Annotated in this window: 14 protein-coding genes; 5 read left to right on the plus strand and 9 right to left on the minus strand. The window is 68.2% G+C overall.

Going from position 1 to position 12,469, the window contains the following annotated elements:
- Positions 1-27 precede the first annotated feature (27 nt).
- The 7 genes from ASE86_RS04725 to lepB form a co-directional block, all read right to left on the minus strand.
- Positions 28-837 (minus strand): PhzF family phenazine biosynthesis protein, encoded by an 810-nt coding sequence (locus ASE86_RS04725; protein WP_056423021.1) that lies wholly within the window; start codon positions 835-837, stop codon positions 28-30.
- The gene (locus tag ASE86_RS04730) at positions 834-1,781 is read right to left on the minus strand and encodes a cation diffusion facilitator family transporter (protein WP_056423025.1); all 948 of its coding nucleotides are present in this window, start codon (positions 1,779-1,781) and stop codon (positions 834-836) included. Before ASE86_RS04730 ends, ASE86_RS04725 begins: the two co-directional genes overlap by 4 nt.
- A complete protein-coding gene (pdxH, locus tag ASE86_RS04735; protein WP_056426614.1) occupies positions 1,778-2,356 on the minus strand; it encodes a pyridoxamine 5'-phosphate oxidase in 579 nt (192 codons plus the stop codon). Before pdxH ends, ASE86_RS04730 begins: the two co-directional genes overlap by 4 nt.
- 288 nt (positions 2,357-2,644) lie before the next feature.
- Complete coding sequence (gene era / locus ASE86_RS04740) at positions 2,645-3,550, minus strand: GTPase Era (protein WP_156347028.1); 906 nt, start codon at positions 3,548-3,550, stop codon at positions 2,645-2,647.
- The gene (locus ASE86_RS04745; RefSeq protein ID WP_056423028.1) at positions 3,550-3,858 is read right to left on the minus strand and encodes a GIY-YIG nuclease family protein; all 309 of its coding nucleotides are present in this window, start codon (positions 3,856-3,858) and stop codon (positions 3,550-3,552) included. The genes era and ASE86_RS04745 overlap by 1 nt, the downstream gene beginning before the upstream one ends.
- A gap of 112 nt (positions 3,859-3,970) precedes the next feature.
- Complete coding sequence (gene rnc, locus ASE86_RS04750) at positions 3,971-4,681, minus strand: ribonuclease III (protein ID WP_082441834.1); 711 nt, start codon at positions 4,679-4,681, stop codon at positions 3,971-3,973.
- Positions 4,636-5,487: a signal peptidase I gene (gene lepB, locus ASE86_RS04755; RefSeq protein ID WP_056423030.1), complete on the minus strand. Its 852-nt coding sequence runs from the start codon at positions 5,485-5,487 to the stop codon at positions 4,636-4,638. Before lepB ends, rnc begins: the two co-directional genes overlap by 46 nt.
- Positions 5,488-5,566: 79 nt before the next feature.
- On the opposite strand from lepB, the gene pgi reads away from it, so the two are divergent.
- The 3 genes from pgi to ASE86_RS04770 all read left to right on the plus strand — a co-directional run bounded on the left by pgi (position 5,567) and on the right by ASE86_RS04770 (position 8,896).
- The gene (gene pgi, locus ASE86_RS04760) at positions 5,567-7,060 is read left to right on the plus strand and encodes a glucose-6-phosphate isomerase (RefSeq protein ID WP_056423032.1); all 1,494 of its coding nucleotides are present in this window, start codon (positions 5,567-5,569) and stop codon (positions 7,058-7,060) included.
- 128 nt (positions 7,061-7,188) lie between these two features.
- A complete protein-coding gene (locus ASE86_RS04765; protein ID WP_056423035.1) occupies positions 7,189-7,887 on the plus strand; it encodes an SDR family NAD(P)-dependent oxidoreductase in 699 nt (232 codons plus the stop codon).
- Positions 7,888-7,963: 76 nt separating this feature from the next.
- Positions 7,964-8,896, plus strand: a complete 933-nt coding sequence (locus ASE86_RS04770; RefSeq protein ID WP_056426625.1) for a 50S ribosomal protein L11 methyltransferase — start codon at positions 7,964-7,966, stop codon at positions 8,894-8,896.
- A 134-nt stretch (positions 8,897-9,030) separates the two neighbouring features.
- Here ASE86_RS04770 and ASE86_RS04775 read toward each other — a convergent pair whose 3' ends face one another.
- Positions 9,031-9,924, minus strand: a complete 894-nt coding sequence (locus ASE86_RS04775) for a hypothetical protein (protein ID WP_056423038.1) — start codon at positions 9,922-9,924, stop codon at positions 9,031-9,033.
- 92 nt (positions 9,925-10,016) lie between these two features.
- Here ASE86_RS04775 and murI point away from each other — a divergent pair, with 92 nt between their 5' ends.
- A complete protein-coding gene (murI, locus tag ASE86_RS04780) occupies positions 10,017-10,823 on the plus strand; it encodes a glutamate racemase (protein ID WP_056423041.1) in 807 nt (268 codons plus the stop codon).
- Here the strand turns inward: murI and ASE86_RS16285 are convergent.
- A complete protein-coding gene (locus ASE86_RS16285; protein ID WP_200911484.1) occupies positions 10,818-10,979 on the minus strand; it encodes a hypothetical protein in 162 nt (53 codons plus the stop codon). The two genes, murI and ASE86_RS16285, sit on opposite strands and share 6 nt — an antisense overlap.
- Before the next feature lie 210 nt (positions 10,980-11,189).
- Here ASE86_RS16285 and hemA point away from each other — a divergent pair, with 210 nt between their 5' ends.
- A complete protein-coding gene (gene hemA, locus ASE86_RS04785; protein ID WP_056423045.1) occupies positions 11,190-12,434 on the plus strand; it encodes a 5-aminolevulinate synthase in 1,245 nt (414 codons plus the stop codon).
- Positions 12,435-12,469: the final 35 nt, after the last annotated feature.

A 12,469-nucleotide genomic window follows, 5' to 3' on the forward strand; every position in this document is an offset into this window, starting at 1 on the left:
CCCCTCCCCGTGCCGGGGAGGATTAAGCTACAGCAGGAACGTGCCTTCGATCACGGTAACGCAATGCCCGCGCAGGATCACGCGGTCGCCGGCCATTTCGCATCCGACATGCCCGCCACGCGCGCTTGCCTGGTACGCACTGAACCGGTCGCGGCCGAACTTCGCCGCCCAATAGGGGACCATCACGGCGTGGGCCGACCCCGTCACGGGATCCTCTGGAATGTCGAAATAGTCGGTGAACACGCGGCTGACGACCTCCGCTGTTTCGCCCTGCGCCGCGACGATCAGCACGTACGGGCCGAGCGCCTTGACCGCGCGGCCATCGGGCGCGGCGGCGCGAACCGCGGCTTCGTCCTTCACCACGACCAGCGCATAGCCCTTGTCGTGCCACAGCGTCTCGATCGGCTCGACGCCCAGCGCCGCGACGATCTCGGGCATGGCCTTGGGCGCGGGCTCCCAGGCCGGGAGCGCCATCGCATAGCCATTGCCCTCGCGCGCGACTTCCAGCACGCCGGCCTGACGCGTCGCGAACCGCACGCGGTCGCGCGACGGATCGCCCGCCAGTACGAAATGCCCGCTCGCCAGCGTCGCATGACCGCACAGCGCGACTTCGGCGGCGGGGGTGAACCAGCGCAGTTCGAAGTCCGGCCCGTCGCAGCCGTCATCCGCGCTGTCGGCGATTGCGACGAGAAACGCCGTTTCCGACAGGTTGTTCTCCGCCGCGATCCGCTGGAGCGGGGCGTCGTCCAGCCAGTGGGTCAGCGGCATCACTGCTGCCGGATTACCCTCGAACGGCTGGTGCGCGAAGGCATCGATCTGGGCGAAGGGGATTCTCACATGCGTTTCCCGAACCAGTGGGGGGTGACGTCCGCCTCGACCAGCGGGTTGTCGGTGTCGACATGGCCTTCGGGATCGAGGTGGATCAGCACCTCGACCTTGGGATAGGCGCGGCGCAGTGCGCGTTCGACGCCTTCGACGATCTCGTGCGCATCGGCGACGGTCAGCTCGCGGCCGACCTCCATGTGGAACTGCGCGAAGTCGTGGCTGCCCGATCGGCGGGTGCGGAAGTCATGGATGCCGCGCAGGCCCGGCTGGCGCGCCGCGACCTCGATGAAGGCGCTGCGTTCCGCCTCCGGCCATTCCTTGTCCATCAGCTGGTCGATCGCGTTCGACGACGCCTGGAACGCGCCCCAGCCGAGCCACAGCGCGATGGCGATGCCCATTACCGGATCGGCGCCGCGCCAGCCCAGGACCTGGTCGAGCACCAGCGCGACGATCACCGACCCGTTCAGCAGAACGTCGGACTGGTAATGGACATTATCGGCCAGGATCGCGACCGATCCGGTCTGGCGGATGACGCGCCGCTGATAGGCGAGCAGGATCAGCGTCGCACCGATCGCGACCATCGACACGCCGATGCCGATGTCGGCGTCCTGCGTGCGTGCCGGATCGCCGAACGCGACGATCGCGCGCCAGGCGATACCGATGGCCGACGCGGTAATGAGGCCGACCTGGAACAGCGCCGCCAGCGCCTCTGCCTTGCCATGGCCGAAACGGTGGTCGTGGTCGGCCGGCTCCGCGGCCAGCTTCACGCCGTAGAGGGTCACGAGGCTTGCCAGCAGGTCGAGCGCGGTGTCGGCGAGCGAACCCAGCATCGCGACCGAGCCTGTATGCCAAGCGGCCACGCTCTTCAGCGCGAGCAGGAAGGTCGCCATGCCGACGCTGAACAGCGCCGCGCGGATGGCGAGCGGGATGACGCGGCGGCGTTCGCTTTCGGTCATGGGTAAAGCAGCCCTTCACTCCAGCCGGTATCCGCGCGCGTGAACAGGCGGCGGTGGTGCAGGCGGCCTGGGCGATCCTCCCACAGCTCGATCACGTCCGGCGTGACGCGGTAGCCACCCCAGTGCGGCGGGCGGGGAATGTCCCGGCCATCGAAGCGCTGCTCCATGTCGGCGTAGCGCGCTTCGAAGGTCGATCGGTCGTCGAGCGGCCGCGACTGGTCCGATGCCCAGGCGCCCAGCTGCGACGCACGGCTGCGAGTGGCGAAATAGGCGTCCGATTCGGCGTCGGTGACGGGGGCGACGGGCCCTTCGACGCGGACCTGCCGGCGCAGCGATTTCCAATGGAAGAGCAGGGCGGCCTGCGCGTTATCGGCCAGCTCGCCCGCCTTGCGGCTCTGGCGGTTGGTGTAGAATACGAAACCGAGCTCGTCATGGCCCTTCAGCAGGACCATGCGCACCGAAGGGCGGCCCCGAGCATCGGCAGTGGCGAGCGCCACCGCATTGGGGTCATTGGGTTCGCCCGCCTCAGCCTCGCGCAGCCAGGCGTCGAAGATCGTGATGGGATCGTCGGCCATGCGGGCCATGTAGCGAGTCGGGTGGGGATAGGCGAGGGGGCGAACCTCTCTTCCGTTCGGGCTGAGCTTGTCGAAGCCCTGTCCTTCTTGGCGAGCAAGGGCAGCACTTCGACAAGCTCAGTGCGACCGGAAGAGAGGTCAGACGATGCAGGCCCGCCGCGGCGAAGCCGCCCTTCGACTGCCTGCCTGCGGCAGTCGCTCAGGACAGGCTATGTCGGTCGGTGCGGTGCACCGCCGGCCGTGCCGGGGCGGGTCCTGAAATAGCGTGGCTACTTCAGGCCGCCCCCGTCATTCGACCCAATCCAATCCGATATCGCGGTACAGCCCCCGGTCTTCTTCCCACTTTGGGTTGACCTTCACGTGCAGGTACAGGTGTACCGGCACGCCCAGCAGCTCCTTCAGCTGCGCACGCGCCCGCGCGCCGATTTCCTTGATCCGCGCACCGCCCTTGCCCAGCACGATCGCGCGCTGGGTGTCGCGGGCGACCAGGATCTGCTGGTGGATCTCGACCGATCCGTCGTCGCGTTCCGAATAGCGCTCGGTCTCGACCGCGCTGTCATAGGGCAGTTCGGCGTGGAGCTGCAGGTAGAGCTGCTCGCGCGTGACTTCGGCCGCCAGCATCCGGTCGGTGACGTCGGCAACCTGGTCGTCGGGGAAATGCCACGGCCCTTCCGGCATCCGCGCGGCGAGCACCGATTTCAGGTGCGCCACCCCGTCGCCGGTCATCGCGCTGACGAAGAACGTCTCCTCGAAATTCGCGAGTTCGTTCAGCCGCTCGGCGTGGATCAGCAGCTTGCCCTTGTCGGCCAGGTCGACCTTGTTGAGGATCAGCAGCTTGGGCTCGGGCCGGTCCTTCAGCGACTCGACGATGTCGGTGACCTTGGCTCCGAGCCCGCCTTTCGCATCGACGACCAGCGCGATGACGTCTGACCCGTCGGTCCCGCCCCACGCCGCCTGCACCATCGCGCGGTCGAGCCGGCGCTTGGGTTCGAAGATGCCCGGTGTGTCCACCAGCAGCAGCTGCGTATCGCCGTCGATCGCGATGCCCATCAGGCGCGCGCGCGTCGTCTGCGCCTTCGGGCTGACGATCGCGACCTTCTGCCCGACGAGCGCGTTCACGAGGGTCGACTTGCCCGCGTTGGGGGCGCCGACGACCGCGATCAGGCCGCAGGATTGGTTGACTGACGTTTCCACTATTCCGTTCGTCCTGAGCTTGTCGAAGGACCGCTCTTCCCTGCCGCAAGCTGCGACAGGGCGGTCCAATCCCCGCGGATCAGCGCGAGCTTCTTGGGGCGCCCCCAGCCCTTGATCCGGCGTTCCATTTCGAGCGCCTCGATACGCGAAGGAAATTCCTGCGACCAGACCAGTTCGAGCGGCCGATAGTCACGGGTATATTCGGAGTGGCCGGCTTCGTGGGCGGCGATCCTTGCCTCCAGGGTATCGGTGTGGCCGGTATAGAAGACGCCACCGCGGCAATGGAGGATATAGACCCAGAACGTCATCGCCCGGTGAAGGTACAGAGCGGTGCTTCGACAAGCTCAGCACGAACGGGGGAGGGGGCGTCGCCGACACCAAGAACCGTCCGTCCCGAACTTTTCGCAGCGCCGATCTTCTTCACCGCTTCAATTCCGCCAGCAACGCCGCCGCCGCCGCCGTCTCGGCCTGATGCTTGGACGTCCCCTCGCCGACCGCCTCGGCGAGCTTGCCCACCGATACCCGGATCGTGAACCGCGGCGCGTGGTGGGGCCCGGATCGGTCGACGATCGTATATTCCGGCGGACGGCGGTTGTGCGCCGCGGCCCATTCCTGGAGTGCGGACTTGGGGTGCTGCGGTGCCTTGCCCTGGCCGTCGATCCGTCCGGCCCATAGGCGCCGCACGAACGCGCGCGCCGCCTCCGGCCCGAAATCGAGGAAGGCGGCGCCGATCAGCGCCTCCATGACATCGCCCAGAATGTTGTCGCTGGCGGCCGCTCCGTCGTCGCGGGCCTGCTTGCCGAGCTTCAGGTGCGCGGGCACGCCGATCTCGCGCGCGACCTCGGCGCACACCGGGCCGGTCACCAGCGCGTTCAGCCGCTTCGACAACTGCCCTTCCGGTTCCTTCGAGAAGCGGTCGAACAGCCATTCGGCGATCGTCAGGCCCAGCACGCGGTCGCCCAGGAATTCCAGCCGCTCGTAATTCTCCGCCGACTGGCTGCCGTGGGTCAGCGCACGGACGAAGCGGGCGCGATCCCTGGGCGCCTGGCCGAAGACGCTTGCCAGCCAGGCATCGAGGTCGTCGCTCAGAAGCCCTCTCCGATCCGGTTCCAGCGCGCGGCCGACACCCAGGTCCACGGTTTCACCCAGGACGCGCTGCCGTCGGTCGACCAGAAGGTGACCAGCGCCTTGCCTTCGATATTCACCAGCGGGACCATGCCGATCGCGCCGCCTTCGCTGGCCGGGAAGCGGCTGTCGGCCGAAGCGTCGCGGTTGTCGCCCATCAGGAACACGTGGTCGGCGGGCACCGTGTAGACCTGTGTGTTGTCGGCCTCCGGGAAGTTGCCGCGGTCAAGAACGGTGTAGCTCTTCCCGTTCGGCAGCGTCTCGCGATACTGCAGGTAGCGGCAGACCGGCTGGTTCGCCGCGCTTGCCTGGAATTCGGCGGGACATTCGGTGTCGGCCGGATAGTTCGGCGTCAGCGGCACGATGAAGTCGGCGACGCGCTGCTTCGGGACCGGCTTGCCGTTCAGGACCAGCTGGCCGTTCACCATCTGGATGGTGTCGCCGGCCACGCCGATGACACGCTTGATATAGTCCTCACGGTTGCCCGGCGGCGCCTTGAACACCACCACGTCGCCGCGCGCGGGCGTGGACGCGAAGATGCGACCCGGTATCAGCGGCAGCGACCAGGGGAAGCTGTGGCGCGAATAGCCGTAGTTCCACTTGGTGATGAACAGATAGTCGCCGATCAGCAGCCGCGGCAGCATCGACTGGCTGGGGATGCTGAACGGCGAGAAGAAGAAGCTGCGGAAGATGAACACGACGATCGCGAGCTTCACGAGGAAGCCGAGCGTATCGCGCAGTTCGGACTTCGGCTTGGGCGCCGGGGGCGTGCTCGCAGGAGCGCTCGGCGGAGCGATTGTCGGTTCGGCCATATCTTCAGCGCATGTGACCGAGCGCCTTGCGCGTCAAGCTTTCAGGCTTAGAGGGGCGTCGAACGAACGGGAGGTGCATATGGTCGATTGGTCCAAGGTCGAGGCGCTGAACCCGCCCAGGCTGACGCAGTTGTTCGATGAAGACGCCGACCGCGTCGCCAGATTTTCGGTCGATGTCGGCGGGCTGCACTTCGATTTTTCCAAGACCCACCTCGACGCCGACGCGATCGCTGCGTTCGAGGGGCTGGCCAAGTCGGCGAACTTCGCCACCAAGCGCGACGCGCTGTTTGCAGGGGAAAAGGTCAACACGTCGGAAGGCCGCGCCGTCACCCACACCGCCGAACGCGGCGAGGGGTCGGACGAGGACGTGGCGCAGGCGGCCGCGCTCCACGCCCGGATGCGCGGGCTGATCGATGCGATCGAAGGTGAGGCGCTGGGGCCGATTCGCCACATCCTGCACATCGGCATAGGCGGGTCGGCGCTGGGGCCAGACCTGCTGATCGATGCGCTGGGTCGCGACGCGGACCGCTATGACGTGGCGGTCGTGTCGAACATCGACGGCGTCGCGCTGGAGGAAGTGTTCAACGCCTTCGACCCGCATGCGACGCTGCTGGTGCTGGCGTCCAAGACTTTCACCACCACCGAGACGCTGACGAACGCCGAAAGCGCGCTCGACTGGATGCAGGACGACGGCGTCGAGGATCCCTATGGCCGCGTGATCGCGCTGACTGCCGCTCCCGACAAGGCGATCGAATGGGGCATCGACGAGACGCGCATCCTGCCGTTCGCCGAATCGGTCGGCGGGCGGTATTCGCTGTGGTCGTCGATCGGCTTTCCCGCCGCGATGGCGCTGGGCTGGGACGCGTTCCAGGAACTGCTGGAGGGGGCAGCCGAAATGGACCGCCACTTCCGCCTGACCGCAGCACACGAGAATGCGCCGATGCTCGCGGCGTTCGCTGACCTGTATTACGCGCAGGTCCGCAAGTGCCAGACGCGCGCGACCTTCGCCTATGACGAGCGGCTGCGGCTGTTGCCGAGCTACCTCCAGCAATTGGAGATGGAATCGAACGGCAAGGGCGTGACCGCCGACGGCCAGCCGCTCGACCGGCCGTCGTCGCCGATCGTGTGGGGCGGGGTCGGCACCGATGCGCAGCATGCGGTGTTCCAGCTGCTCCACCAGGGCACCAATCTGGTGCCGGTCGAATTCGTCGCGGTGATCGAGGCGGGCGATTCGCTGGCCGCCGAGCATCACGAGGCGCTGTTGCTCAACGCGTTCGCCCAGGGTGCGGCACTGATGAAGGGCCGCGAGAACGCGGACGACCCGCAGCGGGCGTATCCCGGCGACCGGCCGTCGTCGACGATCCTGATCGACCAGCTCGACGCCCGCGCGCTGGGCGCGCTGCTGGCGTTCTACGAACATCGCACGTTCGTCTCGGGCGCGCTGCTGGGGATCAATCCGTACGACCAGTTCGGCGTCGAGCTGGGCAAGGAAATGGCCAAGGCCGCCGGCGAGGGCGGGGCGGGTTTCGATGCCTCCACGCAGGACCTGATGAAGCGGGCGTTCGGGGAGTAAATACCTGTGCTCCCGCGCAGGCGGGAGCCCAGGGTTACGGAGGACATCGCGTGCGGCCCTGGGCTCCCGCCTGCGCGGGAGCACTGGAGGGCTTTGCATTGATGTGTCTCCGCCCTAAGCCGCGCTGCATGACCAACATCCTCGTCACCGGATCGTCGCGCGGGATCGGCGCGGCGACGCTGCAGGCCCTGCGCGACTCGGGCGCCACCGTCGTCGGCCAGTCGACCGGCGGAGAATTCGCCGCCGACTTCGCCGTGCCCTCCGCGCCGCGCGACCTGTGGGACCGCGCGCTCGAAGCGCTGGGTGGCCGCATCGACGTGCTGATCAACAACGCCGGGGTGTTCGAGGCGAACCCGCTCGACAGCGCGGACGAGGATTGGGTGTCGGGCTGGGACCGCACGATGCGGGTCAACCTGACCGCATCGGCCGAGCTCTGCCGCTTCGCCGTCCGGCGCTGGCAGGACAGCGGCACCGGCGGGCGAATCGTCAACGTCGCCAGCCGCGCGGCCTACCGCGGCGACAGCCCGGCGCACTGGCACTATGCCGCGTCGAAGGCAGGCATGGTCGCGATGACCAAGACGATCGCGCGCGCCTATGCGTCGGAGAATATCCTGGCCTTTGCGATCTGCCCCGGCTTCACCATGACCGGCATGGCCGAGGATTATCTGGAGAGCCGCGGCGGCGACAAATTGCTCGCCGATATTCCGCTGGGTCGCGTCGCGATGCCGGACGAGGTCGCCGAAATGGCGCGCTGGCTGGCGCTGGAGGCGCCGGCGTCGATGACCGGCGCAGTGCTCGACGTGAACGGAGCAAGCTATGTCCGATAACGCGAGCGATATCGGACCGGCCGGCGTCGCCGATCCTGCGGCGACGGCCGACGGCCCCGCGACGGCGGGGTCGGCGGTGGATTCATGGAAGACCAGCCTGCCCTGCACCCGCGCCGAGGCCGAGGCGATCGACGCCGCCGACGATCTCGCGATCGATGCGGTGCTGATGACGACGGAAGAGGTCGAGGACGACCGCGAGCGTTGGCGGCTCGATGCGTATAGCGAACACCGCCCCAACGACGCGATGATCGCGCACCTGCGTGCGCTGGTGCCGAGTGCCGCCGACGTAGAGCCGGTCATCGAACCGCTGACCGCGCAGGACTGGGTGGCGATGAGCCAGGAGGGGCTGGAGCCGATCGTCGAGGGCCGCTTCGTCGTCCACACCGCCGCGCATGACGTCCCACCGCCGACCGGTGGCCGCGCGTTCCGCATCGATGCCGGGCGGGCGTTCGGCACCGGTCACCACGCGACGACCAGCGGGTGCCTAGCGATGCTCGATCGGCTGGAGGGCCATGCGTTCGCCCGGATCATCGACATCGGTACCGGCACCGGCCTGCTCGCCTTTGCCGCCGCGCATCTGTGGCCGCAGGCGCACATCGTCGCGACCGATATCGATCCGTCGGCGATCGACGTGACGGCCGAGAACGCAGTGTTGAACGACGTTGCGGGCCTCGACCTGATCGTCGCCGACGGCGCGCTGAGCGATGCGATCACGGCCGGGGCACCGTATGATCTGCTGATCGCCAACATCCTCGCCGGGCCTCTGGTCTCGATGGCGCCCGAAGTCGCCGCCATCGCCGCGCCGAACGCGACGATCGTGCTGGCGGGCCTGCTGGAAACGCAGCGCGCCGCAGTGGTCGAGGCGTTCGCGGCGTGCGGGTGTACGCTCGGCGAAATCGATCGCCGCGGCGACTGGACGATCCTGCGCCTGACCGCGGGGGCGACGCGCTACGTGCCGACGACTCCGCCCGATCCCAAGGGACGCGACGGCTGGGCGCTGGATATCTGACCCCTAATGCATCAACCTCTCCCCGTTCGTGCTGAGCTTGTCGAAGCACCGATCTTCGCACCACGAGCGAACGGGCGCATCTGCGAACGGCCCTTCGACACGCTCAGGGCGAACTGGCGTGGGGAGTGCGGTGGTCAGTCGACCCGCGCCGCCGCCATTTCATACGTGATCGCTTCCGCCCGCGACACCTCGCGGCCGTCCTTCAGCACCGTGACCGAAGCCCCCGGCGCCCCAGTTCGCGCGGATGCCGCTACGCGGTAGACCCAAGGCGCGGCGCTGAATTCATAGATTTCCTGCCCCGCCGGCGCCGCGATCAGCCGGCCGCCGCGGACGTCGACGGTCGGCGTGCTCGATGTGCCTGCCTCGCCACCCTCGCTCACCGGACCGGGCCTCGCGTAATCGAAGCTGCGGTAAGTGTAGCTGCCGTCCGCCTCGCGCGTGACGATCGCCGATCGCCTGGGCGCCACGATCAGCAGCCGGGCGCGCGGCAGCCAGCGGCAGCGCGTCTCGCGGTCGCCCAGGCGCACGCTCGACAGGGTGGGCAGCGTCGTCGCCTCGGCCATGCCGAGCATCCCCGGATTGATCGACCGCACCGCGCCGACGGTTTCGCCGCCACGCGTCATGTCGCGCCAGATCGATCCGGCGCCGGCGTCTTCGGCACCCAGCGCGATCGTCCGCATGGTCGCGCTCATGCCCGGCTTGGCAAAGGTCCGGAGGGTCGTCGCCGACACCGCCGCGACCTGCGATCCATCGACTCCGTCGCAAAGGTACAGGATCGGCGTCCAGCCGTCTTTCCCTGCAACGAAGGCGGCGGCCCGATCGGCGCGCGGGGAGGGAGGCGCGAGCGTCAGCGGCGTGCCGGCCGGCGCAGGCGCGAGCGTGGGCGTTGCAGTGGGCGCAGGCGCGGCGGTCATCGACCCGGCTGCGTTCGCCGTGACGTTCGTGGCCGGGGGCGCCCCGCCACATCCCGCCAACATCGCCGCCAACACCGGCCCCGCGATCGTCCGTCCGTCCATGATCTCGATCATCCCATGATGCGTACGGGCAACGTCGCGTCCGAAGCCGGGGTTCCAACGCGAGGCGGTTGTCGCCCCCCGCCGCAACGGATACCTCCGCCGCGATGACCGAGCGCGATGCCCCGATCCTGTTCCTCGATTCCGGCGTCGGCGGGCTGTCGGTCCTGGCGCCCACGCGCGCGCTACTCCGCCACGCAAACGTCGTCTATGTCGCCGACAACGCGGGCTACCCCTACGGTACCAAGACGGAGGGCGAGATCGCCGCGCGTGTGCCCGCGCTGCTCGGGCGTCTGTCGGAACGCTATCGGCCGCGGCTGATCGTCATCGCCTGCAACACCGCCTCGACCATCGCGCTGGGCGCGGTGCGTGCCGCGCTCGACGTGCCGGTCGTCGGCACCGTGCCGGCGATCAAGCCGGCCGCGGAGGCGAGCGTGAGCCGCGTCATCGGCGTGCTGGGGACGAAGGCGACCGTGCGGCAACCCTATGTCGACGATCTCGCCGCGCGCTTTGCCGCCGATTGCACGGTCCTGCGCCACGGGTCGGCGGACCTCGTCGCGCTGGCCGAGGCGAAGCTGGCCGGAATGGCGCCGGACTGGGCCGCCTATCGCGCGGTGATGGCGGGACTGCTCGACCAGCCGGGCGGCGAGCGGATCGACGTGGTCGTCAACGCCTGCACGCATTTTCCGCTGGTCGCGGACGAGCTTGCCGCCGTGTCGCCAGGGCACATGCGATTCGTTGACGGTGGCGCCGGGATCGCGCGCCGGGTCGCCTATCTGACGACGGGGCAGGACTGGCCGGCGGGGGGCGGTACGGGCCGGGCGGTGTTCACTCGCGCGGACGATGCCGCGTTCGCGCTGGCGCCCGCGCTCGCGCTCGCGCGCTTCGGCCTGACGCGGATCGAGGGACTATAGCGCGATCGGCAAGGGCGCGATCAGCGCGTCGTAGCGATCGGCGAGTTCGAGATGCACCCGCCGCACGACGCTGTCGGTCGTCCGATCGGCGGCCGCGCGTTCCTGCGCGGCGCGGTGGGAGTAATAGTTGGTCTTTGCACGCGGCTCGGTCTGCATGGCGCGACTCCGGCACGCAAGCGAGGGCTTTCCAGAATACCTCCGGTCGCTGACGCGCTTGGGAATGAAAGCCAGCGATTTAGGGAACATAGCATGGTTGTAACGGCCCCGGCTTGATCTTGAGCAATCGCCACCGGCGCGCCCAAATCGATCACGCTGATCGTCGCATCGCGACTGGCGAAGCCGCGCGGTTTTCGCTAGGGGGCGGGAATGACCGGTGAGGGCACTTCCGCGCGCGCTGTCGATTACTCGCGCGTCTTCAGCCAGGCGATCGATCGCCTTCATGCCGAGGGGCGCTACCGCGTCTTCATCGACATCCTGCGCAACAAGGGGAATTTTCCCAACGCGCGCTGCTTCGCCGGGCACAACGGGCCGAAGCCGATCACGGTATGGTGTTCCAACGATTACCTCGCGATGGGCCAGCACCCGAAGGTGATCGCCGCGATGGAAGAGGCGCTGCACGACGTCGGTGCAGGATCGGGCGGCACCCGCAACATCGGCGGCAACACGCACTACCACGTCGATCTGGAGGGCGAACTCGCCGACCTGCACGGCAAGGAAGGCGCGCTGCTGTTCACCAGCGGTTACGTCTCGAACGAAGCGACGCTGGCGACGCTGGCCAAGGTCCTGCCGGGCTGCATCATCTATTCGGACGAGCTCAACCACGCCTCGATGATCGCCGGCATCCGCAATTCGGGCTGCGAGAAGCGCGTGTGGCGGCACAACGACCTGGCGCACCTCGAGGAACTGCTGGCCGCCGACGATCCCTCGGTTCCCAAGCTGATCGCGTTCGAGAGCGTCTATTCGATGGACGGCGATGTGGCGCCGCTCCACGCGATCTGCGATCTGGCGGACAAGTACAATGCGCTGACGTACCTCGACGAAGTCCATGCGGTCGGCATGTACGGCCCGCGCGGCGGCGGCATTTCGGAGCGTGACGACGCGGCGAGCCGCATCACCGTGATTGAGGGGACGCTCGGCAAGGCGTTCGGCGTGATGGGCGGCTACATCGCCGCCGATCGCACGATCATCGACGTCATTCGCAGCTACGCGCCGGGCTTCATCTTCACGACTTCGCTTTCGCCGGTGCTGGTCGCCGGCGTGCTGGCAAGCGTGCGTCACCTGAAGGGCTCCAGCGTGGAGCGTGACGGCCAGCAGGCGGCCGCGGCGAAGCTGAAATCGCTGTTCGAGGATGCCGGTCTGCCGGTGCTGCCGACCACGACGCACATCGTGCCGCTGATGGTCGGCGATCCGGTCAAGGCCAAGCGGATCAGCGACATCCTGCTCGCCGAATACGGTGTGTACGTCCAGCCGATCAACTACCCGACCGTGCCGCGCGGCACCGAACGCCTGCGCTTCACGCCGGGCCCGGCCCATGACGAGGCGATGATGGTCGAACTGACACAGGCGCTGGTCGAGATCTGGGGCCGACTGGAAATGCGCCGGGCGGCCTGATCCGCAGGCGTCCCGACGCCCGATTGTGCGTAAAT

This window comes from Sphingomonas sp. Leaf33 (assembly GCF_001421785.1).
Taxonomy (GTDB): Bacteria; Pseudomonadota; Alphaproteobacteria; order Sphingomonadales; family Sphingomonadaceae; genus Sphingomonas.

What these genes read in the sequence shown, in the direction of transcription:
- ASE86_RS04775 (WP_056423038.1), bottom strand. Translation starts at nt 9,924, where the DNA reads ATGATCGAGATCATGGACGGACGGACGATCGCGGGGCCGGTGTTGGCG.
- hemA (WP_056423045.1), top strand. Translation starts at nt 11,190, where the DNA reads ATGACCGGTGAGGGCACTTCCGCGCGCGCTGTCGATTACTCGCGCGTC.
- lepB (WP_056423030.1), bottom strand. Translation starts at nt 5,487, where the DNA reads ATGGCCGAACCGACAATCGCTCCGCCGAGCGCTCCTGCGAGCACGCCC.
- murI (WP_056423041.1), top strand. Translation starts at nt 10,017, where the DNA reads ATGACCGAGCGCGATGCCCCGATCCTGTTCCTCGATTCCGGCGTCGGC.
- ASE86_RS04765 (WP_056423035.1), top strand. Translation starts at nt 7,189, where the DNA reads ATGACCAACATCCTCGTCACCGGATCGTCGCGCGGGATCGGCGCGGCG.
- ASE86_RS16285 (WP_200911484.1), bottom strand. Translation starts at nt 10,979, where the DNA reads ATGCAGACCGAGCCGCGTGCAAAGACCAACTATTACTCCCACCGCGCC.
- pdxH (WP_056426614.1), bottom strand. Translation starts at nt 2,356, where the DNA reads ATGGCCGACGATCCCATCACGATCTTCGACGCCTGGCTGCGCGAGGCT.
- ASE86_RS04745 (WP_056423028.1), bottom strand. Translation starts at nt 3,858, where the DNA reads ATGACGTTCTGGGTCTATATCCTCCATTGCCGCGGTGGCGTCTTCTAT.
- ASE86_RS04730 (WP_056423025.1), bottom strand. Translation starts at nt 1,781, where the DNA reads ATGACCGAAAGCGAACGCCGCCGCGTCATCCCGCTCGCCATCCGCGCG.
- pgi (WP_056423032.1), top strand. Translation starts at nt 5,567, where the DNA reads ATGGTCGATTGGTCCAAGGTCGAGGCGCTGAACCCGCCCAGGCTGACG.